The following is a 24,213-nucleotide window of genomic DNA, read 5'->3' as shown; positions in this document are numbered from 1 at the left end:
CTTATCAATTAATGCAACGATCATGAAAAGAATAGCATATATTACCGTTTCAGTGCTGACACTCTCAGCCTGTTCGAACGATTTTCTCGACCTTGTTCCTCCCACGTCGCTGAGTTCAGCTTCGTTCTATCAAAATGCCGAGCAATTTGACCAAGCTACCGTTGCCGCATATACCAATCTCAGAGGCATTGCCTTCATGGGAATATTTATGGACGAAATGCGGTCGGATAATACCTTTTTTACCCGCTATGCAGCTGATAGGGGTTCGTTTGTCAGTGCCGAAGCGTACCCCGAATTCAGGGATAATAGCCTCACCAGTCAATCTCCTAATTCGCCGGGAAATCGTTATGGCAATGCGTATGAAGGTATTTCCAAGGTTAACACCATATTAAGCAGGTTAGAAAATGCCAATTTATCTGCCGAAGAAAAAGATAAAGTAACCGGAGAGGCCCTATTTCTCCGGGCATTTTACTATTACGACCTAGTGCAACACTTTGGCGGGGTACCCCTTCAGTTGAAAGAAATTGTAGTAGCCGAAGAAGCTTTTATTCCCCGTTCTACAGCTGAAGAAGTGTATGCCCAGATTATTACGGATCTCAATGCAGCCATTCCGCTATTACCGATAGCTTCTACATTTCCTCAATCGGGCCGTGCGACACGTGGAGCCGCCAAAATGCTGCTCGCATATGCGTATTTGTCTAAGCCCACTAAAGAATATGAAAAGGCTACTGCGGAGCTTTTGGATATTACACAAATGAATTATGGCTTAATGGACGACTATGCTGATGTATTTGACCCTGTTCATAAAAACAATAAGGAATCGATTTTTGAAGTCCAGTACAAACAGGGTAACGAGGGGCAGCACAGTGATTTTATCTGGCGCTTCATTCCCAAGGCTACCAATCCGGATTTTATTCTTGGAGTTAACGGTACCAACGCTCGGGGTGGTTTGACAAGTGGCGGCTGGAACGTCCCTACGCAGGAAATGATCGATTCGTATGAAACTGGTGACGAGCGGCTTGCTAAGTCCATTGCTGTGGCAGAAGGGTCTGTAGATAACAACGATGTGATGACCATTACTGGCGTAAAAAGCCCAGTGAATTACCGTCCTACTCCGGGTGTGGGTTATCAGTATTTTATTAGGAAATATCTTCATCCACCTTATCAAGTGGAATTTAACACAGACAATAACTGGCCGGTTTTTCGGTATGCTGGAGCTTTGCTGCTATTAGCTGAAAGTCTCGTAGCGCAGGGTAAGGCAACTGAAGCCCTTCCCTATATTAATCAAGTGAGAAAGCGGGCAAACCTGGGCGAGCTTAGTACCGTTACGGCGTTAGACGTCGCCAACGAGATGCGGCATGAGCTGGCATTTGAAAACCATCGTTGGACAGATCTGATACGTACCGGTATGGCCATCGAGGCCATTCAGGCAAAGGGCGAACGTTTAAAGGCACTGTATGGCTGGCTGCTTCCCAATACCTTTGACATCAGTGAAGATAAATTCATATACGCCATTCCGGCCCGTGAATTACAGATCAACACCAATTTGACTCAGAACCACGGCTATTAAATACACAGTGGGATAAGTGCTCTGCAAGCTTGTTAAGTTAAGTTTTGCAGAGCACTTTAGATTATTTTCGTTACACGATACGAGTGTCGGGTGAAAAAACGTTTAAAATGAAAAAGAGTCATGAAACGTTTCGTAAGCACTCAATCGGGTATACGCTCGTTGATCTTTTCTGCCCTCATGTTTGGGCTACTCACTGCGGTGGCACAATCGCCGCACAATTCGTTGTCAACCACAGTTACACTTCGCGGCGAACCCGTGCACACAGTAGGAAAGCTTCCCGCGGTGGGCACATCAGCCAAAGACTTTACGTTAACCGCCGTAGATTTATCCGAGAAGCGTTTGGAAGATTTCAAAGGGAAATACATCATTCTCAATATTTTTCCCAGCGTCAATACAGGAGTATGTGCGATGTCCGTCCGGAAGTTCAATGAAGATGCGGCTAATCTCCCCAATACGACGGTACTCTGTATATCTAAAGACTTACCATTTGCGCTGAAGGCTTTTTGCGGTGCCGAGGGGATAGATCAAGTCGTCATGCTGTCTGATTTCCGATCTGATTTTGGAATGCAATACGGAGTTCAGCTTGCGGAAGGCCCCATGCGGGGATTGCTCAGCCGGGCAGTGGTCGTCATCGATCCGGAAGGAATAATCGTTTATGAAGAACAGGTGCCGGAACTTTCACAGGAACCCAATTATGCGGCTGCACTCGCGGCCGTAAAATAGAAATAAAACCCGTTGTCATGGACCAACGTGTTATTAATTTATACGATCGGTATACCCACAGCCAGATCGGACGCAAGGAGTTTATGAAACAACTTGCCATGCTCACGGGTGGTACCGCCGCCGCGATAACCCTATTGCCTTTACTGCAGAATAATTATGCCGCAGCAAAGCCGTTTCATAGCGATGACATTACTGCCGAAAACATCACATATGCAGGTGTAGACGGTAGTGTGAAGGCGATTTTGGCAAAGCCCAAAGGGAAGTCCGGAGTAGGTGGCGTGGTGGTTATCCACGAAAACCGTGGGTTGAATCCGCACATCATCGACGTAACCAAGCGTATCGCAGCAGAAGGATTCATTGCCTTGGGTGTGGATGCATTGTCGCCCTTCGGGGGTACTCCCGCAGACGAAGATAAGGGGCGGGAATTGATCGGTCAGTTAGACATGGGAAAAACCGTCCAAAACTACCTGAATGGGCTTGATTACCTACGAAAAGCCGAGGGGAGCAACGGAAAGGTGGGCTGTGTGGGTTTCTGCTGGGGCGGGGCAATGGCAGGTAGGCTAGCCGTGGGTGATCCGAACCTGCAGGCCTCTGTAGCCTACTATGGCAGCCAACCGGATGCAGTCGATGTGCCGAAGATAAAGGCTAGCCTGATGCTACACTATGCGGGACTGGACGAGCGGATCAATGCGGGCATTCCGGCATATGAGGATGCGCTCAAGGCGAATGGCGTGGATTATCAGCTATATGTTTATGAAGACGTGAATCACGCATTCAATAACGATACATCACCTACACGGTACAATGCAGAAGCTGCTAAATTGGCTTGGAAACGAACCATTGATTTTTTTAAGAGCAAGCTGGGGTAGCATTGCCTTCATCCCCGTAGTAGTTTTTGCCGATTTCAATGCGTTCACGGCCGTTTTGAAGCCGCCAATGATTGGTGTCGCGCAGCGAATAGGCACAACCACAGTATTCCTGCATGTAAAAATGTTCGCGTTTGGAGATGTCGAGCATACGTGAAGACCCGCCTTTTTTACGCCAGTTGTAGGTCCAGTACGTAATGCCGGGATAGTGACCCGCAGCACGTTCGCCGCAGTCGTTGATCTGCTGGAAGTTCTTCCAACGCGAAATGCCCAGCGAGCTGGTAATCACAGGGAATCCGTTTTCATACGCATACAGTGCCGTGCGCTCGAATCGCATGTCAAAGCACATGGTGCAACGGATGCCACGTTCGGGCTCATGCTCCATTCCCTTAGCACGGGTGAACCAATTGTCTACATCGTAATCGGCATCCACGAAGGGAATGTTATGCTTTTCGGCAAACCGGATGTTTTCATCCTTGCGTAGGTCATACTCTTTGCGGGGATGGATATTGGGGTTGTAAAAGTATATGGTGAAATCAATGTTCGAAGCGATCAAGGCTTCCATCACCTCGCCGGAGCAAGGCGCACAGCAGGAGTGCAACAGCAATTTACTTTCGCCGTTAGGCAGTTCTAGTTTTTCACGTTTGATTCCGGTATCCATCGTACGCACCTACTTATTTTCAAAATGCAATATTACGGAGATTGGCGGACTGTTGCAAATAACTTGCCAGCCCGGCCGGTCCCATTCCGTAATTTCCTGGCAGGGCGATTGTTGCCGGATCAGCGATAATTTTTCTAACTTTGCCAAAAACCGGTTGGATGAAGAATTTGTTTGGCTTTTTCGTAGTAACGGCGATTGCGGCAATGATGCTGGGTGGCTGTATGCGCAATGACGATGAACCCGCTACGCCTGTACGGCCGATTGCACGGCTGTATATTTCAATTGGGAATTATCAGACGAATACGTCCGGGGAGCCCATTGACAATGTGTTACTGATCGATCCGGCGGATACCACAGGGGCAGCGCTGGGTGTGGCGCTTAGCCACGATTCGGAAGCATTGCAGGGCGGGGCAGGAATTTATTTCGATCCGTTTGCAAGCGCGGTTTTTCAGGCCGGCTATGGAGATGGGAGAGGTAGAGATACCACCATCCGGATCATGAACGTCGGCCCGTTCGGAGTTCTTAGCAATAACACGACCATACAGTATCGCGGACTTAATGCCATGCGCGGGCTTGTCTATCACCATCTGTCGGAATATCTGTACGTCGCCAATAACTCAACCGAAATTGAAGGACGAACCGTGATTTATGGGTATCACCGGCCCAAGAATCGCAGTGGATATACCCGGCCCCACAAGGTTCTCCGGCTGGAATCTTCCATGAGGCCCTGGGGGATGGCACTATGGGGAAATAATCTGTTGGTATCTAATTCGGCAGATGGAAATGGAGGAATATCGTTATACGACGGGTTGTCCGACGTCGATTCGTTGGCAGCTGATTTCTCGGCGCTTTCAACGGTTCGCATCGAAGGTGCTACATCGATTCGTGGCATCGCATTCGTTGATTCGTTGGATGTACTGGTAGCCGCCGATTACGGTACCGGAACGGTTAATGATCCGGTGATGGATGGTCGGATCTATATCATTGACGGAATCAAAGCCAAACTTGCGCCTGGTTCTGTCACCACTGTTACGCCAACCCGCACCATTCAGGGGGCTCTAACGGGATTAACCGGTCCCATGGATGTGGCGATTGATCCGAGAAAGGACAGACGAACGATTTTTGTAGCCGATTACGACACACAAGTATCAGGCGGGCAACCGGGAAGGATTTTACGATTCCGGCTCTCAGACGACGGAAACGTGGCACCGGAGGCGTCCGTTTCACTGGATACCTTAAACAATGCCCGTCGGCCGTTCGGCCTATTTCTGGATGTAAGGGGAAGGCCTAACTCCCAATAGGGATTACGCTAGGACGTCAATCATCCGATTAATTTCTTCAGTCTTGGCGGTATTACCCGCTTGCGAATACGACGAAACCAAATTGCGCAGCACGCGGGTAACGATATCAAGGTTCGAACAGGGAAGCACAAAATTTTCGCTGGGAGCGAGGTTAAGCTGCTTCAGAAAGGCGATGACATCGTGGCGCCCAAATATCTGACCGCGGTTGAATGCATTGATATAAAACAAAATGCCGTTTTTATCCTCAACCGGCGTATGGTCTTCGGTGTAAGCTAAAATAAAATGCTTGGGCAGATTGACGCCATAAATCGGTATGTCGAGCTTTTGGGCTACGATGCTGTATACACATGCCAAAAGGATAGGGCTTCCCCGACGGGTTTCCAGTACCTGGCCGATGTAGGAGTTCTGCGGGTCGTGGTAATTGCTGGTGTTTCCCGAGAATCCATGGGTATTGTAAATGATGTTGTTGAGCAACCGAACTTTTTCAACCGCGCTCATGCTGTAAATCATCTCCAACCAAGCATCGCGCTTGATCGCTTCAATTTGATTGATGATTTTTTGCTCATTCATGTCAGGATATTGGTATTTGTTGACAATGATGAGCCCCTGAAGCAAATCAAAGGAACCGCTTACCTTCCAAAGTTCCAGTTCCTGCAAAACGTCTTCGAACTGGATTTTATGAATCAGGTTTTCGATGCGGGTTTGCAACACTACGTCAAACGATTGCTCCCAAGCGGATTCCAATCGCGTGATCACCTCGGGCCCCATGGTAATCAGCTTTTGCTCCACATGCTGGAAAACTTCCGAATCGGGATCATCCAGCAACTTGATCAAAGAATCTAATTCTTTCTCGTTCATCAACACAAAATTAGTAAAAAAATATCACGCAAAGTCGCAAGGCGCTAAGAAAGCTGCCTGACGGCTATCCGGCTTTCCAAAAAAAAACGTTGCCGTCAGCGTGAAAAAATCAAATCCTGACTAAGGGTATACCGCGACAAAGTTGTCAACATAACCAAATGGAAGTAACTTTGGCCAAAAGAGAAACATTGGTACATACGGATCAGGAAGCCGTTTTTGAAGCGGCGTTTAAAAGTAATTTTAAAGCATTGCATGCCTATTCGTATACGATGCTGCAAGACGAGGCCGTGGCGGAAGAAATCGTTCAGACCGTTTTTATGAAACTCTGGGAAAGCCGGGAACGGATGGCGATACACACCTCGCTTCGGGCGTATCTTTACAAATCCGTGTACCACGAAAGCTTGAACTATTTGAAACATAAAAAGGTTCAACGGAAATATATGGAGGAAGCGATCGTGGCTTATAAACAACAACAGACCGAAGAAACGGAGGCGGATAAGGAACTCCAACGTCAGTTACAGCAGGCACTCCGACAACTGCCGGAAAAATGCCGTACGGTCTTCCAGTTAAGCCGTTTCGAAGAACTTAAGTACCAGGAAATTGCTGAGAGATTGGGTATTTCGCTAAAAACAGTTGAAGCCCACATGGGAAAAGCATTGAAATTATTGCGTGTACAATTGGCTGATTTCCTGCCATTGTTGCTCATTGTATTGCCAAATCTATACGGCTATGGATGATATACTGTTGACCAAATATTTATTGAACGAGACAAGCGAAGCCGAGTCAAGCTCCGTGCGCACGTGGATGGCTGCACATCCCGACAATGCGCGACGGTTTGAGCAACTGCAACGGATCTGGAAAACCAGTGAGTCGCTTGGAAAGGAGCTGACCGTGAGTGAGGAAGATGCGTGGCGCCGTTTTGTGCAACACCGGGATTCCGTGGCCTCTGCGCGCAAGGGGGGATCCGTAAAGCCGATAACCTGGCTGCGATATGCGGCCGCTGTGGTGCTCCTTCCGTTGGCAGTATGGGCACTTTATACTGTTTGGAGTAACCGTCCTGTGGATTCGGTGCCCGTCGTATATGAAACCGAAGCATCACCGCAAACCGATACATTGGCAGACGGGAGCGTCATTACCCTAAACAGCTTCGCCGCTTTACGGTATGCGCAGGAGGCTCGTACCCAGCAGCGTGTCGCGACGCTGGACGAAGGTGAAGTGTTTTTTAACGTGAAAAGTGATCCCAATAGGCCGTTTATCGTCCAATCTGGAGAGGTTACGGTCCGGGTGCTCGGAACCTCCTTCCACGTAAAGCGGGTCGGGGACGAAACCGAAGTCATCGTCGAAAGCGGTCACGTTAAGGTTACAGGCCCACGGCGGGAGGTCGAGTTATCGTTGGGACGTAGGCTGCTGATCAATACCGCTACCCACCGGTTTGAGGAGGGAGCGGTGAGCGATCAACTACACAATTATTACGTCGACAACCGGTTTGTACTGGATAATACGCCGCTTTGGCGCCTCGTCGAGGTGCTCCGCCAAGCTTATCATGCGGACATCCGTATTGAAAATCCGAAAATCCGCGACCTGCGGATGACAACGACTTTTCATCGCGGTGATCTGGACAAAATATTGCATGTCATCGGCGAAACGCTGCGAATTGAGGTGAAGCGACAAGGCAATAAAATTGTATTGAGGTAGCCTAACATATTTGTATACTTGTCGGGTTTTTCCGCCCGAAACTATGAATGTCCGGATACCATTGATTTGCTTTTCGTTTCTGTTAGCTGTCTCCGTCAGGGGACAAGGATACCTGGTGCGGGATGTCCACCTGCGTTTCACGGCTGCTCAGTCGATCCGGGACGTACTGGATGCCATCAGCAAATCGCAGAATTTTTATTTTTCCTACAACAACCAGGTGGTACCCGCGGATAGCGTGATTACCGTTTCACGGTACGAGGGCAAGCTACTTGATTTTTTGACTGGCACGTTTGGTCCTGCCTATGAATTTAAGGAAAGCCCGGGATACGTCGTCATCCGGTACGCACCCCGCAGAATGGCTGTTGCCGTTAATGTTGAAAAGCGTCGGCACGGCCCCATGGTGGTGGAGGGGCAGATCACGGATGCGGATCACAGGAAAGGCGTGTATCTGGCCAGTATATACGAGCGCAACGTCTTGGCTTCTACATTGTCTGGACCTACGGGTAATTTTAGATTAACCATCAAACGGCCTGAGGAAACGCTGTGGCTGACCATCAGCAAAGAAAATTACCGCGATACAACCCTTGCCTTACTGCCACCTGTACAGGTTAACACCAGGCAAAACAAAAGACGGTATTGGTTTGCTCCGGATGACGGCAGCGGGGGCGGATTGGATGGCACGGCGTTGGGACGGTTTTTTACCAGTTCACGACAACGTATTCAGCGCATCAATCTGGGTGGCTTTTTTGCGTATAGTCCTTACCAGATTTCGCTGACCCCGGGATTGAGTTCGCAGGGATTATTTAACAGTCAGGTGGTCAATCAGGTTTCGCTGAATGTCCTCGGAGGGCACACCGCAGGCGTAAACGGCGTCGAGGTGGGTGGGGTGTTCAACATCAACCAGCAACAGGCCCGTTATTTTCAGGCTGCCGGCCTGTTCAATTTGGTAGGGAATGATATGCAGGGGGTACAGGCCGCGGGAATTTCCAACATCGTGGTGCGCAATGTTTCGGGTGTTCAGGTAGCGGGAGTAAACAACCGCGCAGGAAACGTCAACGGCGCTCAATTGACGGGTCTTTTCAATGTTGCAGGCCAAATAAAAGGCATCCAGCTGGCCGGGGTTGTCAATGTTGCAGAAAAAGTAAAGGGTGTTCAGCTATCGGGACTGGTCAACGTGGCAGATAGCAGTGACTATCCGATCGGATTGGTGAACTTGGTCAAAAATGGCAGAAAGAGCCTTGCGGCCGGGCTGGATGACTCGGGAGCTGTCCAACTGACCTTCCGCTCGGGCGGACGGGTGTTGTATGGCCTACTGGGTGTTGGGTACCAGTTGAATGACAAGCCGACGAGGTATGTTTTTGAAGCGGGGATCGGCGCACATATTTGGCAGACGACCCGGTTCGGACTGGATGTGGAATTGGCTAACAGGATCAGTCCGGATTTTAAAGCCATCCCGGAACAACAAGCTTCTTTCCGTTTACTTCCCCACCTTCGTCTCAGCCCGCATTGGGAAGTCTTCGCCGGGCCGACGATCAATTACCTTTTTGAATCCAACCGCACCTTCCAGATGGGCATTATGGGTGGTATAGCCTATCGGTGGTAAATGTTCTTTGCGTTTGTTGCGCCTGGCGTAAGGGTATAACCGTTGGAAGTTGTCTTTCCATAAACACCAATCGTTCAAATGTATGAGGTTATGGAAAACTGGATTATCCTTGTTACCTGCGCTGGAGGACTTGTCGCTATTATCGCCTTGCTGGGATGTCTCTATTTACTGAGAACTGCACTAACCGAATTGCATACAACTTGCGACCATGACTATGAATGGCCGCACTAGGATCAGGGAGCGATGGCCCGCCGTATGGGAAAGGGCTATTTGCGGGGCTATGCTCTTTCCTGTGTTTCTCCTCAGTAGGTTGCCTCAGCCCCTATTGTCGGCCACCATTGGGCGATGCTGCTATTTCTTTATTTATTCGTTTGCCCGTTACCGCTATCAGGTGGTTGTCCAAAATCTTTCGCGTTCGTTTCCAGAAAAGCCCTATGCAGAAATCCATGCCTTGGCAAAAGACTTTTATCGGCATTTTTCCTGTCTTGTAGTTGAAATTATTAAATCATTTTCCGTCAGTAGGCGAGAACTGGCCGGTCGTGTCCGTATTGTGGATGCAGATTTACTGGAACAGTATCAGTGTAAGGCAAAACCCATGGTAGCATTGCTTGGACATTACGGCAACTGGGAGAGTCTGAGTATCTTACCCAGTAAACTGTCCATACCGGTAAAAGCCCTGTACAAACCCTTGTCAAACAAATCGGTAGGTCGCTTCGTAATGTACACCCGTTCCCGGTTTGGGATGCAGTTGATTCCGGCAGAAAAGGCCGTACGCCAATTGATGAAAGCGAAAGACGATGCTTCCCTCAGTCTGTTTATTGCCGATCAGTTTCCGGGGCGCAATCGGGGCCTTCCTATGGAATTGCTGAATCAGCCGACCGCCTTATTTGATGGAGCTGAAAAATTAGCCAAAGCAATCGATGCAGTGGTTTTCTATATCGAGCTGGAAAGAAATGGGGAAGCCGGATGGGATGTGCATTTTTCATTAATAACAGATAAACCTAACGAAACAGCCAAAGGCGAGATAACCCGGTGCTTCGGTGAGCGATTGCAAGAAACCATTCGGAAGGAACCGGCGTATTGGCTTTGGTCGCATCGGAGATGGAAATAAACAGACAGTTTCCCGTATCTTTGATCCGATGCGCAGCCCTCGGTTTTACGTTGATTACATCCTGCATTTCCTGACGTCCCATTCGCGTCATGGTACACATTCGCCTTTCGTGTATAAGCTAGTGGATGAAGTAATTTACGCACCCCGAAGGAGTCAAGAACCCCTTGGTAAAGTAGAACGGCTGATAGCCCGGCTAATTGCCAGGTTTACTCCCGATACGGTATATCGGATAGGCGAACCGTTACCCACCTATCCGTTGGACTTGGTCATCGTCAACGGGAATGATGTAGACCGGCTAACATCCCAACTGCGGCAGCTTTGGTCACAGCTTCACACGGGTAGCGTATTGGTACTGATCGGTATTTACCGTGGCAAACAGATGAGAAAATTTTGGCGTACCCTTCAAAAGCGACCAGACGTGACGGTAACCGTCGATTTGTTCCACCTGGGCATGGTATTTTTCCACGAAGGGCAGGCCAAGGAGGATTTTCGCATCCGGTTTTAAGGCTTCGGCCCTTCCTCCTCCTAGATCTGAAAGAGTTAGTAGCGAGTCGTATAAGAAAATACTTTGAATTAAATCAACGTTTTAAGTATGTTTTGAAGTTGTTCTTTCATCGGGGGCAAGTCGTACTGAGCGATATCCCAAATGATTCGTAGGTTGACGCCGAAATATTCGTGAATAGATATGTTACGGAATCCTTTAATCGCTTTCCAGGGAATTCCGCTGTTTGTATCTTTTATTTTTTGGCTTATTGCGTTACAAGCTTCTCCGATGATCTCAATTTGCTTAATCGTGGCAAACCGTTTTTCAGAGTTTTGGATAAACGCCTCGTATTCCACCCCTTTAAGATAGGATTCGACTTCACCAATAGCATCTAAAACATGTTGAATCCTAACTTTATCGCCGAGCTGGCCTTTCATAGATAAGGACTTTGTCATTTTCAACGAATGGCCGAACATACTTTGAGAGACCATCTTCGGTCACTAAATCAACTCCTCGATTCAAAAGTGTTGATAATTCATCCTGGAAGGTAAAAAAGCGGAGGCCGATGGGTTGTCGATAGTCAAGTTCAACCAAGATATCCACATCGCTGCTTTCATCCGCTTGATTTCTTGCAAATGAACCGAATAAATAAGCCTTATTTACCGGTATTCGGGAAAAATACTTTCTGATCGTGTTTATGTCCTTTTTACTGAGTTTCATGTGCAACCCATTAGCCTTCATGACAATGATACGATATTTTTATTGCATTTGCAATAGAGGAATTTTAATGTCCTGAGTAGGTCACTTGAAAACCAGATTTTCGCATCCGGTTTTAAGGAGCACCCGTTCTATCCACTTCAATGTTTTGCTCACGTACAGCCACACCGCCGACAAATCCCAGCCCGTCAGTCACGTTGGTATACACCGGGATCGGTTCGGTAAGGATATTATCGACTGATTCGTTTGCAAAGGCATTGTTGCGGAGATAGCGGTAAGATTCCTGCGTAAGGGCCGTCACTTCGATCCGGTCGTTTTCAAAAAGCATGTTTTCGCAGCGCAGGATCAGTTCGACGGATTGCCCATCAAACAGTTCGTCGTCAATAAACACCTGTTGATGGAATTCATCCTCAAAGAAGTTGGCTTCCTGCTTACCGGGGCCGATCCAGGTGAAGTGTTGAAACCGACGTTCGACATAACCTTCAAAAAAAGTGAATATCCGGATACGGTAATAGTTGCGCTCACCGGGGGGATCATTCAGCTTTAAATCGACTTGGGTCTCATCGCGTCCCGGATTCGAAGGTGAAGGTATCCATTTAGCCTTTCCGATCGAAAAGGAAGGCTGGGCGGGTATCCATCCCTCCGCTGATACCCGTTGCCCATCTGGCAGGGTGGCAACCAACCGATAGGTTTGTCCCTGACGCACAGAGTGGGTGCTTTTGTAATAGTGAGAATTATAGAGGCTGTCGCCGATGGTTACAGGCGCAAGGCGCTCAACGAAATCCCCGTTTTCATACAGCGAGACTTCGGCATCCTTGATTTCATTAAAGGTCCAATAGTCGTACATTGCTCCCGGTTTGTTCATCCACGTCATCCGGGCGTAAACGATGCTGTCGGTATTGAGCAGGCTGTTCAGTACGATGGCCGATTGTCGATCTTCCTGATAGAAATCGATGGTATCCGTGCATCCACTGATCGATCCACATAGAACAAAAACAAGTGTATAAAGAATGCATTGTTTTTTCATAAAAATCATACTGGTACATTAAAATTTGAGGATGTAACTGATACTGGGTAAGATGGGGAGTAGGGTTACGCGCGTAAGCTCCTGATATTGGCCGCCGCCGGCAATCCCACCGTCGGGATAGTAAGTAAAGGGATTTTGACGGTTGTATACATTGTATACACTGAAATTCCAGATACGCTGGTTGCCGTTGCGTTTTATCTTGACAAAGTCGATGCTGATGTCTAACCGATGATAATCTTCCAGCCGGATGTTATTACGCGAGTTGACCAACGGGACACGTTTATTGCCCGCTGCCCCTGTACCATACCCATACGGTATGGGGTCGCTTATGCCCTCGTATTCGCCCAGCACAAGGGTAAACGGCGTGGCCGATTGGTATACCCAACTGCCGCTGATGTGAATGCCTTTTGAAAGTTTATAGATGGCCAATGCCTTGAATTCGTGCCTGCGGTCGTATTTATAGGGAAAACGCCGGTCAAAATTAACTCCCTCAATTTTGCGGTCTGTCTTTGCCCACGTATAACCCGCCCACCCGTTGAGCCGGCCTACCTTCTTGTGGGCAAAAAACTCCACGCCAAAGGCCCGTCCGTTGCCGGATGTAACTTTATGTTCCCAGTCTCTACCTGCCGTTGCAAAATACAGTTCCCCTTCTTTATACTCAATAACGTTATCCATATTCTTATAATAGCCTTCCACCGAAAGCTCGACCGTATTGTGAGCAATGCTGCGGGCGAAACCTGCCGATAGCTGCTGGGCCAACTGGGGTTTTACCCGGCTTGTTGCGGGAACCCACAGATCAGTGGGTAGCGATATCGTGTTGTTGGACAACAGATGCAGGTATTGGGCCATTTGCGCATACCCCACCTTGAATGCCACATCACCGGGAAGCATGACCCGTCCACTGATCCGGGGTTGGACGTACCCATATGTTTTGCCAGCGGTTGCAAATAGGCTGCCATGCAGGCCCAGGTTGACGCTTGCCCTCGGGGACAGCTGCCATTCATCTTCCGCATAGACATTGATCTCGTTGCCATGCAGGACCGTAGAAAGGCTTACATTCACCGGAGCACCAGACCTTCCTGTATCGTAGGATAGACTGCTCGACCCGGGGGTGAAACGATGGTTGATGATGCCCACTCCGGCCTTGACAGCATGGGCGGGATGGGGCCGGTAATCAAAGTCAATTTTGCCTCCGAAATCGCGGATACCTGAGATAAGCTCATTGTCAGAGGTAGATCGGTTATCCGGATCAGTGGTTTCGCTGGCCGCAGCGGTATTGAAACGGTATTGTGAACCCATCAACGATACATTGGCAAATAACTTGGGGCCGAATATGTGGTTCCAACGGATGGTGCCGGTATGATTACCCCACCCGATGCGAAAATCATCTTGCGAACGGGTGTACCATCCCTCGGGACCATGGTTGCTTTGGTAGTCGGTGCGTGCACGGAAATAGTCGCGACCGGAATAGACCGAGAAGAACAGGCGATCATCATCGGAAAATTTATGGTGCAGTTTTACGTTAATATCATGGAAAAACACCGCGAATTTGTCTACGTCTTCTTCGAATTTTCCCATGAAGGGACGTACCACGAGATCGGCATACGTTCGCCTTCCTGACAAGACAAAAGAAGTTTTCCCCTTTTTCAGTGGTCCTTCCAACGTAAACTGGGAGGCCATCGAGCCGATCGAGAAATCTCCATGCAGTTCGTTGAGGTTGCCGTCTTTGGTCGTGATATCCAGCACGGAGGAGAGTCTGCCCCCGAATCTTGCGGGAAAAGCACCTTTATACAGATCTACATTTTTGAGTGTGCTGGTATTGAACGTAGAAAATACTCCCAACAAGTGGGAAGGGTTGTAAAGCGGCGTGCCATCAAGCAGGAACATGTTCTGATCGGGCGACCCACCCCGCACAAGTAACGCCGAAGTTCCTTCCGACCCTTGCTGAATACCCGGCAATAGCTGGACGGTCTTCAACACATCTGCCTCACCCATGAAGCGCGGAGCCGATTGGATTTGCTCAACCGAAAGGTTGATATTTCCCATTTGTGTCCGCTGCTGGATCGAAGGAGAGGTGGAGGCGGTGACTTCAATATCGTCCAGTACGATGGCTTTTCGATCCATCGCGAACGTGCGATGGATGTTTTGTTGCAGAGCCAGTGTTTCCGTCAACGTCTGATACCCCATCATGGAAATACGGATTTCGGTATCGCCCGCAGGAACGGTGATGCTAAAATAACCGTAGTTATTGGTTGTGGTAGCAACGCCCCGTATGTCAATGGTCACACCCACCAGCCGTTCACCGCTGGAAGCATCTGCTACATACCCACTGAGTGTGGCACTGATTACGCCCGATTGACTGCCTACCTTGCTGGGTTTTGGGCCGATGAGGAGTTTACCGTCCCGAATGACCAGTTGCAGTTGGGTAGAGGCAAGGAGTTGCCGGATGGCTACGGAAAGGTGCGTTCCGGTAAACGTTTGGTCGGTAACCTGGTAGTGGTCAAGGAGGCTACGTTCAAAGATGATCTGCACATTGGCTGCTTTGCCCAGCGTCTGTATGGCGTTAGCTAGGTTACCCTTCGTGATTGTACAAGTTATAAACGGATCATGATCAACACGCTGGGCGTTAGCAGGTAGCGCCATAACAAGGGATAGGAAACTAACTAAAATAACGGTTTTGAACGGAAGTAAGGACATAATACGTAGGTGTTAAAGGGTCTTTAGCTCGAAAAACACCGTGTTTTTATGGATACGGCAATCGAGGTCTGATATAAGTGAAATCGTTTCCATTAATTCTGCAACCGGTGCGTCCATTGGTATTTGCAGGTTGAAGCGCATATCGGCGGTAGCTAATTGATCAAAGGAGCATTCTAGATCGTATAGATGCTGGATAACGGCAGCAACTTCCGACAGCGGAGCCTCACGCAAAACGAGCGTTCCCGAAAGCCATTCGGTATTCGGACTGCTGTCCAGGGGCTGTTTGTGCACAGCGTTGTCTTTTGTGCTTACAGTCAGCTGTTCGTTGGGATTGAGTATATCGATCACGTCACCCTTTTTGTCAACCCGTACCTTGCCGGAAAGCAAGCCCACCTGTACCGCTCCATCCTCAGCGAATGCTTTGATGGTGAATGTGGTGCCAATCACAGTAGTCGAGATACCTTCTTCCGTATCTACGGTAAATGGATGTTCACGATCGGGCGCTATTTCGAAGTAGGCTAATCCGCTAACGTTTATGAGGCGTCTCTCACGGATAAATGGCTTACGGTATTTTAGGGTAGAGCCGGGGAACAGGGTTACATTGGAACCGTCGGGAAGATTGACAAATCTGTTTTTTCCCCCGCTGTCTGCATGGATTTCCACCCAACGGATGTTGTCCGGTGTGTGTTTACGTGTTAGGGGCCACAACCACCAGCCCAAAACGACGGCGGCTATAACCACCGAGGCGATACGCAAGACAAGCGGCCACAACTGCCGCGGGCACATCGGTAGCTGCGCGAAAACCTGGCTGCGTATTTCCTGCGCGATGCGTTGTTTATGTGATGAGCTGTCAAATGTTAGGTAATGGTATTCGGGAAATTGATCATACCATTCTCGCAGCACCTCTTTTTCTTCGGTGGTAAGTTCCCGTTGCAGCCGTAGTAATTCCGCTATTTTTTGTTCATCCATCGTTGTTTTGCTAAGTAAATCTCCTGAGGGATTTTATAGCTTGACAACGCTCGTGCTACGAAGTACTAGAGCAGTCAGAAAAAAATGGCGATGGCCAGTAATCCCGAAGAGGGCGGATTGCTTTGCCCTCCTTCTGGTGTCAGCAGTTCATGCTTGATACGTTTCATGGCAGCGGTATATTGATTTTTGACCGTTTGGGTAGTGATGCCCAAGCGTTCGGCTACCTCGGAAATTGCTGATCCCTCCTCGTGGCGTAGCAGAAAGATTTCCCGCATTTTTTCAGGTAGGTTAGCTATTGCGGCTTTATATCGCTGAATGGATTCCTTCCATAACGTTTCGGTTTCGGGTGTCGGTACATCTGCCTGGCTGGTATAGGACGAACCTTGATGATGGTTTTGGCGGATACCTTCTACTTTGAAGTGGTTGATAATCCGGTTGCGGAGCATCCGGTGCAGGTACCCGATCAGGCTATCGTTTATGACGATGTCCGATCGCTTATCCCACAAAGTAATAAATACGTCCTGTACCAGATCTTTGGCAAGCTCTTCGTCGCATACACGCCAAAAGGCAGCATGGTAAAGTGCCTCCCAATATTGGTCAAAGCACTTTGTAAAGGCATGTTGATCTCCCTTGCTTACCTTATCCCATAATGACCGTTGCGACACAGCTTTCTAATTTGGCGGCTAAATTAGGAAATATGAGACATACTCCACCGTACATATGGGTCGTATCCGCACAATATCAGCAATCAATTACACAAGTGTTTGGTCTCGGTGGCACGGTGGTGGAGTTTAGATGCTGCCTTTGTAAAATGGGAGGATGCGTAATAGGGGTTACTCAAATTTTGCCAGCGCTTCAGCTATCGAATTCGAAAAGCTGATGTGTCCGATACGGTTGCTTTCGCGAATAAAATCCCGGATGCTTTTGCCCGTATATGGGGTAAAATCCCCGACAATCGCAAGCCGGAATCGATAATTGGAGAATTTTTGCAGGATCTCACCGGCTAGCCCGTTTTTCAGGTCGAAGAAGTTGGGTGTAAGGTTCTGTTCGTGAAGAATGGCTCCGTCAAAACCCTGATAGTACAGATTACCCAGTAAATCCAATGCATCCTCGGCCGTTTTTATCAGATATGCATCTGAAATTACTTCAGCAATGGCTTTGTGGTTGATTTGATGTGTTTCAATGGTCATTTAGTGCCTCCTGCTTCCGTTTTATTCATAATCCTGAGCGAATATACAATTTCCTGCATGACGGTCAAGTTTGGATTTATAGCTATTCCAAATAGCAGATTTTGTTGATACTTTTTCCGCAAGTTGAATAACTTGCATGGGTAATCCTAAAATTGTGCCAGATGAACAATGTCAAGAAATTAACGGTTGCCGCTTTGCTCCTGTCTTTTGTAGGTGTTTTCAGTGCCTTTGTACCCCAATCGCAAGATCCTACCCCCCAAAATCTAAAGGTTCTCCCCAAAAATATGACTTTTCAGGAAGTCCGGGAGGTGATGAAGGGATTTAATGCGGCGTTAGGTGTGAAATGCGACTTTTGTCACGTTCCGAGCAGTGCGGATCCCAAGAAGCTGGACTTTGCAAGTGATGAAAACCACCACAAAGACATCGCCCGCAAAATGTTACGGATGACCGCAAAAATCAACAAGAAGTATTTCAAGAACCACAGTAAGGAAGGAAACGCAATGACGGTCACATGCGTCACCTGTCATAACGGGCAGAAGCATCCGAAATCAATATAACCGCAGACCTGCTGCGATCGCTATTGAACGATCGCTTTTGTGCCCGCCCATACGCGGTTGTGTATCGACGAAATAAGGTCGTCTGTCTACAAATCGTCTGTTCATGATGTAAACACATGCTGCCGTTCATTATCTTTGATGAATCATGTGGAAACGGGCACTTCGGTTTTTCTTTGCTAATCGGATAGCGCAGCACGTCGTTTTCTGGATGGTCGCTTTATTGATGATGACCGTCCTTTACAGCATCTACATCAAAAGCTTCTGGGCATCCTTGCACTTCAGCATCTACTTCTGGATGATTCAGGTGGTGTACTTTTATGCCGTAGGCTATTGGGTCATCCCACGGACATTGCTGAAAAGAAAATACAAGAGCTTCGTTTTTTCGGCCCTGTTATGTGGACTTACCGCAATCCTCTTGTTCCGCCTCGTTGAAATTTTTTATGCAGATCCATATGTATACCAGTTTTTGAATAAGCTTAACCAGTCGATCGTTTGGGATAAGATTCAGGGAAGTGTCTGGGGTCAGTTGATCCGTTTTTCCGCCTTTATGAATGCTGCGGAACAAACGAATATGGTGGTTTGGTTTGCCATTGCAATCCGGTTATTTAAATTGTATTGGGAGCGGAGGGAGGCCGCCGTGGAAGCCGAGCTGAATTTCCTCAAGAGTCAGATTCACCCGCATTTTTTGTTCAATACGCTCAATAGTCTGTATGCACTTACCCTGAACCGCTCCCCACAGGCACCTTCGGTGGTGATCGGGCTCTCCCAGATTCTCCGGTATATTCTGTATGAATGTGATACGCCAACAGTTAAATTGAGTAAGGAACTTGATATCATCGAGCAGTACATTTCGTTGGAAAGATTACGGAGTGACGCTGATCTGGATATCCACCTAGGGATTACAGGCGTAGTGGAAAACCAGGAAATTGCACCACTTTTGCTCCTTCCTTTGGTCGAAAACGCATTCAAGCACGGTGTGCAGGAGACCGTAGAATCGAGGTGGATCAATATGCAACTTGTTGTGACCGGAACGCATCTTTCGTTCAAAATTTCAAATGCCAAACCGAAAAGTGTACCTTCCAAACCGATGGTTCCCAAAGGGAATATCGGTTTGGCTAACATACGGAAAAGGTTGCAACTCGTTTATCCGAATGAACATCAACTGCGTATTTACGACGAGGAGGAAGATGTTTTTGCAGTGATCGTCGAAATCAAATTGGATCGGCAGGCGGAAGCGGATTTTCCGCTGTCAACGGGTGAATACCAGCCTGAGTTAGCTCAAAAATATGAATAAATTATTCTAATGAAACCTGCATAAATTGCATATATAGAATGGACATGAACAATTTATGCAAGCTTCATAGCCTTAAAAAAGCAAATTATTCTAATGAAACCTGCATAAATTGCGTATACAAAATGGACATGAACAATTTATGCAAGCTTCATCGCCCTTTAAAGAACAAATTATTGAGATGAAAATAAAAACCCTTATTGTTGACGATGAACCGTTTGCCATCGAGGTGATTGAAGGCTATTTGGCAAATTTTCCGGAAATCTCGGTGACAGCTACCTGTGCAAATGCGATACAGGCATTTCAACTGCTTCAAAAGAGTAAAGTTGATTTGATGTTTCTGGATGTGAAAATGCCGGGACTAAGTGGGACAGAACTGCTCCGCAGCTTGAAAAATCCCCCCAAGGTGATTTTCACAACGGCCTTTCAAGATTATGCGGTTGAAGGCTTTGATCTCAATGCAGTCGACTATTTGCTGAAGCCGATACCCTTCGACCGTTTCCTGAAGGCTATGGATAAAGTATTTGACCAATTTAAGTTACAGCAGTCGATTATCCATCAGTCGGACCCAGTCCTTTCCGGAAGATCTTCCGAAAGTTACCTTTACCTGCGGGTAGACCGGAAGATGATGAAGGTCAATGTAAATGATATTTATTGGATTGAAAGCCTTAAAGATTACATCAAAGTGGTGCTGAAAGAAAAGGTACTCATCTCAAAACAGAAAATCAGGCTGCTCGATGATTTGCTGCCTGAAAGCCAGTTTGTCCGGATACACCGATCGTTTATTGTATCGCTGGATAAGGTAGAAAGCTATCACAGCTACTCCGTGGAAATCAATGGGAAGGAACTGCCAATCGGTCGGTATTACAAAGCAGCGTGCCAGCGTCGCTTTTTCAGCCCTACAACCTGATCGATGCCCGGCCGGTCTTCCCACATACTAGGTTTAGCCGAACACCTGCCCAACGATCAGTGACAGGAAGCCCATCCCATTAAAATAGCCACGGCGGAGCATAGTTTGCACCCATGCGTGTTGCAAATTATTTCCTCCCTCAACATTAGGCAAGTCTGTCAGCTGATTTACCAACTGATTGATGGGTTCACTGCTCCTGAGAATAAGCCGGATATCCAGCAGCAGTAAAAGCAACGCGATGCCCATACACAAACTGGCCGTTAACGATAGGTATCCGATGCCTAGCACAATCCCGGTCAGCATCAACAGCGGCATACTTACGTAAAATACTTTCAACGGTCGGCGGATATACCGATCCGTAGCCTGTCTAAGCTCAAGAAAACCAGCAGTCGGAATTTTCATGAATACCCTCCCAAGGGCCAGGTGATAAAAGACACCTTGCGCGGCAATGACAAAATAACCCGACAAAATGAGGAATTCCAAACAATTTAAGATGAATGTGAACATGACGAGAGCGATTTGATAGGCGAAAAATAAATGAAGGATTTGCCATTTGTCTTAGGCGATGTCAAACCGGGTGTTTTGGTAGATGGATGGCTGTAAACCATAGACCAGCACACCTCGCCGTGCACAAGGCGTTCTCTCAACGTAAAATAGCGCTGTCGGCAGTTATAGTTGTGAAGGAAATTTTTCAGGGGGAGTTTTGTGTCCATCCAACGCGCCGTTGGTAGCGTAATTAATAGAATTAGGTATCATAATGTAATGAAAATGAACAAGCAATTGAAAAAAATTTATCTACTGATGTCAGTCGTTTTATTGGCCGGAGCCAGTGCCTGTAAAAAGAATGGGGCAGACGAAGGGGGAGACACGTCAACGGCTTTCGCCGGTAAAAAATGGACTGTACAGCGCATGGAACTTACACCAGCTATCGATTTGGATGGCGATGGGCATGCGGATAGCGATATGATGGCATTTTCGGAGCCCTGTAGGCTGGATGACATCACCCTTTTTAAAAGCGATGGAAGTATTGTGGTGAACGAAGGAAACCTGCGCTGCGACGAAGACGATGCCCAGGAATACGTATCCGGTACTTGGTCGTATGATAGCAGCAGCAAGCAATTGACTATCTCCGAACGGGGCGAAGAGCCGTCTGTGGTGGAAGTGTTGGAAGCGAATGACCAGCAGCTCCGGCTTAAGCAATCCACCCAGACCGGGGATGGGACGGTTTTTAGTGTGACCATCACCTTTAAAAGAAGTTAAAAGCCCATCCAAACCGGGTTGCCTTCAGAGCAGGATGAGGGCAACCCGGTTTAGACAGCTTGCCTATCGCCAACTCCTGACTACGGTTGCAGTGCCTCCAATTTGCCGATTTCCGCGGTCAGTTCCTCATCGGTGAACGAATGGTCCTGCAGCTTACCCTCAAAATAGTCCTGATAAGCCGCCATATCCACAAAACCGTGTCCGCAGAGGTTGAAAAGGATGGTCTTTGACGTTCCCGCTTCCCGGGCTTTATTCACTTCCCGGATTACCTGGGCAATACCGTGATTGGCCTCGGGTGCGGGCACAATTCCTTCGGCCTTCGCAAACAGTACCCCGGCCTCGAAACACTCCAGTTGCTGGATGGCTTGTGCCTCGATGAGTCCGTCTTTTAACAACTGGCTGCATAATACACTGGCCCCGTGGTAGCGGAGTCCGCCTGCATGGATGGCTGCGGGAGTGAACGTATGTCCCAATGTATACATGGGCAATAAGGGGGTATACCCTTGGGTATCACCGAAATCATACATAAATTTACCTTTGGTCAACTTGGGACATGAGGCAGGCTCAACGGCAATGCAGCGGACAGACTTGCCTTCTATTTTGTCTTTCACAAAAGGAAAAGAAAGCCCCGCAAAATTTGAACCTCCACCCAATGGAGCGATAACGACGTCGGGATAATCACCGGTGTATTCCAGCTGTTTTTTAGCTTCCTGGCCGATAATGGTTTGGTGGAGCAGCACATGGTTTAACACCGAACCCAAAGCATATTTGGTTTGTTCATCACCCACCGCCACTTCAATGGCCTCGGAGATAGCCAGTCCCAGGCTTCCGGGAGTGTTGGGGTCGGCCGCAAGGGCATTTCTCCCTGCCTGTGTGCCATTGGTGGGCGAAGCGTATACTTTTGCTCCGAATGTGTTCATCAGGATTTTTCGGTAGGGCTTTTGGTCAAAACTGATACGCACCATGTACACTTCGCAATCCATACCGAAATGGCTGCATGCGAAACTGAGTGCTGTACCCCATTGGCCGGCTCCGGTTTCGGTAATGATACGCTTAACGCCCTCCTGTTTATTATAGTAAGCCTGCGGGATCGCCGTATTGGGCTTATGTGAGCCACTCGGGCTAGTGCCTTCGTATTTATAATAGATTTTGCAATCGGTATTGAGTGCTTTTTCGAGTTGGGTAGCCCTAATGAGCGGAGTAGGGCGCCAGATGCGGTACGCTTGCTGTACCTCTTCGGGAATGTCGATGTAACGTTCGGCTGAAACCTCCTGCTGGATAAGCGCCATCGGAAAAAGCGGAGCGAGATCATCAGGCCCTACCGGTTGTTTGGTAGCCGGATGTAATGGGGGTAAGGGTTTGTTGGGCATGTCGGCCACAATGTTATACCATTGCGTGGGCATGTCCCTTTCGGTTAAAAGGATTTTTTTCTCCATACGGTTTATACATTTGTCGTTTAAGGTGTGCTTGGCTAAGCTACGAATTTTTTTAAGCTCCCAATGCCTTTCTGGCAAATTCTACGCATTTAGCTACCTCTTTCACTGCATCAGACCCTTCTGGAACCTGGTATTCCAGTTCAATGGTTGCTGGAAATTTAACGTGCGATTTGGCCATTAGTTGCAACGCTTCCGCTATCGGGGTGTCTCCCTGGCCCCAAGGCAAATTGGCACCGCCGTTTTCCTTGGTTTTCCGGTCTTTGACATGCATACTCACAATGTGTGTATGTTTGGCTTTTATAAATTCAATGGCATCGAATCCTGCTGCTACATAATGACCCATATCGAAATTTATGGCGTTATAGGGGGATTGGGCGATGGCTCCGTCCCACATGCTGAATGTTTGTTGCGTATGTCCGTGATAACCCACATAGACTTTGTGTTTGGCGGCCAATTCGCCCAGGCGTTTGGTCTGCGCCGGATCGGTCGGGAATTCTACATTCGCTTGGTTGGCACCTAAGGCTTTGGCTGCACGGAATGCATAGGCAATTTCCGCATCGGTGTTATTGGCTCCCAATGCGCTGGGTTTGTAGGCATATATGCTGACTCCTGCATCGTTATACAGTTTCCGGAGTTGCTCAAACCGGGTCATGGGCACTTTTTGCCGCCAATCTGCCAAGGCTTGCAGGTGTGCCTTCCAGGCTCCCTGTCCTTCTGTACTGCCCCGTTGCGGGCGTGGGGGTGCTACCGGGGCGCCTGCAAATGCTTCGGCAGCATCGCCCATCAGTTCTACCGCACTGACGCCGCATTCGCAACAATATTGAAGCAATTGTTCGGCACTGCTAGGCATGCTGCGGAACGAATAAGTAATGACGCCGATCTGTACCCCTTTGAATACCGAATGGGGTTTTTTCAAATCTCTGATATAAGCAGGCATTCCAAAGGTGACTTTTTTCGAGACGGCAATGCCGGCTGCTGTTATTGCAGCAATGTTTAGAAACCGTCTTCTTGATACTTGGCTATTTTTCATGGTTATCATATGTTTAGTTAGATAATTTGATCTGGGAAAAGTAAAGACCTATACGGGAGTCCAGCGCAAACAGGTGTCAATTGGGTAGCGCACCGCTTCATGGATTCCGGCAAAGGCATACCATTCCTCGTTGGAATCCCCTCCTGAACATCCGGATAGGATCGCAGTGACAAACAAGAAAGATAGGATCCGGACCACGGGGTTCATACAGTTCATAAGGGTAGACTAATATACGCCATTTTTTTAAAAGTAGGTTT

At 48.1% G+C, this 24,213-nt stretch carries 26 protein-coding genes; 13 read left to right on the top strand and 13 right to left on the bottom strand.

Annotated features, from left to right (window positions below; genetic code table 11):
* The first annotated feature begins 22 nt into the window (after positions 1–22).
* The 3 genes from IEX60_RS07905 (at position 23) to IEX60_RS07895 (ending at position 3,162) form a co-directional block, all read left to right on the top strand.
* The gene (locus IEX60_RS07905) at positions 23–1,570 is read left to right on the top strand and encodes a RagB/SusD family nutrient uptake outer membrane protein (RefSeq protein ID WP_188749228.1); all 1,548 of its coding nucleotides are present in this window, start codon (positions 23–25) and stop codon (positions 1,568–1,570) included.
* Between the two features lie 120 nt (positions 1,571–1,690).
* On the top strand, positions 1,691–2,293 hold the full coding sequence (gene tpx, locus IEX60_RS07900; RefSeq protein ID WP_229717473.1) for a thiol peroxidase: 603 nt from the start codon (positions 1,691–1,693) through the stop codon (positions 2,291–2,293).
* Positions 2,294–2,310: 17 nt separating this feature from the next.
* On the top strand, positions 2,311–3,162 hold the full coding sequence (locus IEX60_RS07895) for a dienelactone hydrolase family protein (RefSeq protein WP_188749227.1): 852 nt from the start codon (positions 2,311–2,313) through the stop codon (positions 3,160–3,162).
* On the opposite strand, the gene IEX60_RS07890 is transcribed toward IEX60_RS07895, so the two are convergent.
* Positions 3,143–3,820 carry an epoxyqueuosine reductase QueH gene (locus tag IEX60_RS07890; RefSeq protein WP_188749224.1) on the bottom strand — a complete coding sequence of 226 codons (678 nt, stop codon included), beginning with the start codon at positions 3,818–3,820 and terminating at the stop codon, positions 3,143–3,145. The two genes, IEX60_RS07895 and IEX60_RS07890, sit on opposite strands and share 20 nt — an antisense overlap.
* 158 nt (positions 3,821–3,978) lie before the next feature.
* Between IEX60_RS07890 and IEX60_RS07885 the strand changes: the two genes are divergently transcribed.
* Entirely contained in the window at positions 3,979–5,121 is a 1,143-nt protein-coding gene (locus IEX60_RS07885; RefSeq protein ID WP_188749222.1) for a hypothetical protein, read from the top strand.
* 3 nt (positions 5,122–5,124) lie between these two features.
* Here the strand turns inward: IEX60_RS07885 and IEX60_RS07880 are convergent, their stop codons facing one another.
* Positions 5,125–5,979, bottom strand: a complete 855-nt coding sequence (locus IEX60_RS07880) for a transglutaminase-like domain-containing protein (RefSeq protein ID WP_188749220.1) — start codon at positions 5,977–5,979, stop codon at positions 5,125–5,127.
* Between the two features lie 158 nt (positions 5,980–6,137).
* Here IEX60_RS07880 and IEX60_RS07875 point away from each other — a divergent pair, with 158 nt between their 5' ends.
* From IEX60_RS07875 to IEX60_RS24815, 5 genes are all read left to right on the top strand, one after another.
* Entirely contained in the window at positions 6,138–6,716 is a 579-nt protein-coding gene (locus IEX60_RS07875; RefSeq protein WP_188749218.1) for an RNA polymerase sigma-70 factor, read from the top strand.
* Positions 6,709–7,674 carry a FecR family protein gene (locus tag IEX60_RS07870; RefSeq protein WP_188749216.1) on the top strand — a complete coding sequence of 322 codons (966 nt, stop codon included), beginning with the start codon at positions 6,709–6,711 and terminating at the stop codon, positions 7,672–7,674. Before IEX60_RS07875 ends, IEX60_RS07870 begins: the two co-directional genes overlap by 8 nt.
* 43 nt (positions 7,675–7,717) lie before the next feature.
* Positions 7,718–9,277 (top strand): hypothetical protein, encoded by a 1,560-nt coding sequence (locus IEX60_RS07865; protein WP_188749213.1) that lies wholly within the window; start codon positions 7,718–7,720, stop codon positions 9,275–9,277.
* 208 nt (positions 9,278–9,485) lie between these two features.
* Positions 9,486–10,388, top strand: coding sequence for a lysophospholipid acyltransferase family protein (locus tag IEX60_RS07860; RefSeq protein ID WP_188749211.1), 903 nt, complete (start codon positions 9,486–9,488; stop codon positions 10,386–10,388).
* Positions 10,318–10,893 carry a hypothetical protein gene (locus IEX60_RS24815; protein WP_229717480.1) on the top strand — a complete coding sequence of 192 codons (576 nt, stop codon included), beginning with the start codon at positions 10,318–10,320 and terminating at the stop codon, positions 10,891–10,893. Before IEX60_RS07860 ends, IEX60_RS24815 begins: the two co-directional genes overlap by 71 nt.
* Positions 10,894–10,961: 68 nt before the next feature.
* On the opposite strand, the gene IEX60_RS07850 is transcribed toward IEX60_RS24815, so the two are convergent.
* The 7 genes from IEX60_RS07850 to IEX60_RS07820 form a co-directional block, all read right to left on the bottom strand.
* Complete coding sequence (locus IEX60_RS07850) at positions 10,962–11,309, bottom strand: HepT-like ribonuclease domain-containing protein (RefSeq protein WP_188749209.1); 348 nt, start codon at positions 11,307–11,309, stop codon at positions 10,962–10,964.
* Complete coding sequence (locus IEX60_RS07845; RefSeq protein ID WP_188749207.1) at positions 11,287–11,592, bottom strand: nucleotidyltransferase family protein; 306 nt, start codon at positions 11,590–11,592, stop codon at positions 11,287–11,289. Before IEX60_RS07845 ends, IEX60_RS07850 begins: the two co-directional genes overlap by 23 nt.
* Before the next feature lie 112 nt (positions 11,593–11,704).
* Positions 11,705–12,616, bottom strand: a complete 912-nt coding sequence (locus IEX60_RS07840; protein WP_188749205.1) for a DUF4249 domain-containing protein — start codon at positions 12,614–12,616, stop codon at positions 11,705–11,707.
* An 18-nt stretch (positions 12,617–12,634) separates the two neighbouring features.
* Positions 12,635–15,313: a TonB-dependent receptor gene (locus tag IEX60_RS07835; RefSeq protein WP_188749203.1), complete on the bottom strand. Its 2,679-nt coding sequence runs from the start codon at positions 15,311–15,313 to the stop codon at positions 12,635–12,637.
* Positions 15,314–15,325: 12 nt separating this feature from the next.
* Entirely contained in the window at positions 15,326–16,282 is a 957-nt protein-coding gene (locus IEX60_RS07830) for a FecR family protein (protein WP_188749201.1), read from the bottom strand.
* Positions 16,283–16,356: 74 nt separating this feature from the next.
* On the bottom strand, positions 16,357–16,947 hold the full coding sequence (locus IEX60_RS07825) for an RNA polymerase sigma factor (RefSeq protein ID WP_188749199.1): 591 nt from the start codon (positions 16,945–16,947) through the stop codon (positions 16,357–16,359).
* A 168-nt stretch (positions 16,948–17,115) separates the two neighbouring features.
* Positions 17,116–17,472: a DUF4180 domain-containing protein gene (locus IEX60_RS07820; RefSeq protein ID WP_188749197.1), complete on the bottom strand. Its 357-nt coding sequence runs from the start codon at positions 17,470–17,472 to the stop codon at positions 17,116–17,118.
* Positions 17,473–17,633: 161 nt separating this feature from the next.
* Between IEX60_RS07820 and IEX60_RS07815 the strand changes: the two genes are divergently transcribed.
* The 3 genes from IEX60_RS07815 to IEX60_RS07805 all read left to right on the top strand — a co-directional run bounded on the left by IEX60_RS07815 (position 17,634) and on the right by IEX60_RS07805 (position 20,230).
* Positions 17,634–18,029, top strand: coding sequence for a c-type cytochrome (locus IEX60_RS07815; protein WP_188749195.1), 396 nt, complete (start codon positions 17,634–17,636; stop codon positions 18,027–18,029).
* Between the two features lie 145 nt (positions 18,030–18,174).
* The gene (locus tag IEX60_RS07810; RefSeq protein ID WP_188749192.1) at positions 18,175–19,323 is read left to right on the top strand and encodes a sensor histidine kinase; all 1,149 of its coding nucleotides are present in this window, start codon (positions 18,175–18,177) and stop codon (positions 19,321–19,323) included.
* Positions 19,324–19,501: 178 nt separating this feature from the next.
* Complete coding sequence (locus IEX60_RS07805) at positions 19,502–20,230, top strand: LytR/AlgR family response regulator transcription factor (RefSeq protein WP_188749190.1); 729 nt, start codon at positions 19,502–19,504, stop codon at positions 20,228–20,230.
* Between the two features lie 33 nt (positions 20,231–20,263).
* Here the strand turns inward: IEX60_RS07805 and IEX60_RS07800 are convergent, their stop codons facing one another.
* On the bottom strand, positions 20,264–20,737 hold the full coding sequence (locus tag IEX60_RS07800) for a hypothetical protein (RefSeq protein WP_188749188.1): 474 nt from the start codon (positions 20,735–20,737) through the stop codon (positions 20,264–20,266).
* A gap of 294 nt (positions 20,738–21,031) precedes the next feature.
* On the opposite strand from IEX60_RS07800, the gene IEX60_RS07795 reads away from it, so the two are divergent.
* Positions 21,032–21,490: a lipocalin family protein gene (locus IEX60_RS07795; RefSeq protein ID WP_188749186.1), complete on the top strand. Its 459-nt coding sequence runs from the start codon at positions 21,032–21,034 to the stop codon at positions 21,488–21,490.
* 80 nt (positions 21,491–21,570) lie between these two features.
* Here the strand turns inward: IEX60_RS07795 and IEX60_RS07790 are convergent, their stop codons facing one another.
* The 3 genes from IEX60_RS07790 to IEX60_RS07780 are packed head-to-tail and all read right to left on the bottom strand — an operon-like array spanning position 21,571 to position 24,172.
* Complete coding sequence (locus tag IEX60_RS07790) at positions 21,571–22,926, bottom strand: TrpB-like pyridoxal phosphate-dependent enzyme (protein ID WP_188749183.1); 1,356 nt, start codon at positions 22,924–22,926, stop codon at positions 21,571–21,573.
* A 52-nt stretch (positions 22,927–22,978) separates the two neighbouring features.
* Positions 22,979–23,956, bottom strand: coding sequence for a sugar phosphate isomerase/epimerase family protein (locus IEX60_RS07785; protein ID WP_188749181.1), 978 nt, complete (start codon positions 23,954–23,956; stop codon positions 22,979–22,981).
* Positions 23,957–24,004: 48 nt separating this feature from the next.
* The gene (locus IEX60_RS07780) at positions 24,005–24,172 is read right to left on the bottom strand and encodes a hypothetical protein (protein ID WP_188749179.1); all 168 of its coding nucleotides are present in this window, start codon (positions 24,170–24,172) and stop codon (positions 24,005–24,007) included.
* Positions 24,173–24,213 lie beyond the last annotated feature (41 nt).

It is taken from the genome of Parapedobacter defluvii (assembly GCF_014642075.1).
In the GTDB taxonomy this organism is placed as follows: Bacteria; Bacteroidota; Bacteroidia; order Sphingobacteriales; family Sphingobacteriaceae; genus Parapedobacter; species Parapedobacter defluvii.
The sequence above is the reverse complement of the archived record's forward strand: the minus strand, read 5'-3'. Positions and strand labels throughout refer to the sequence as shown.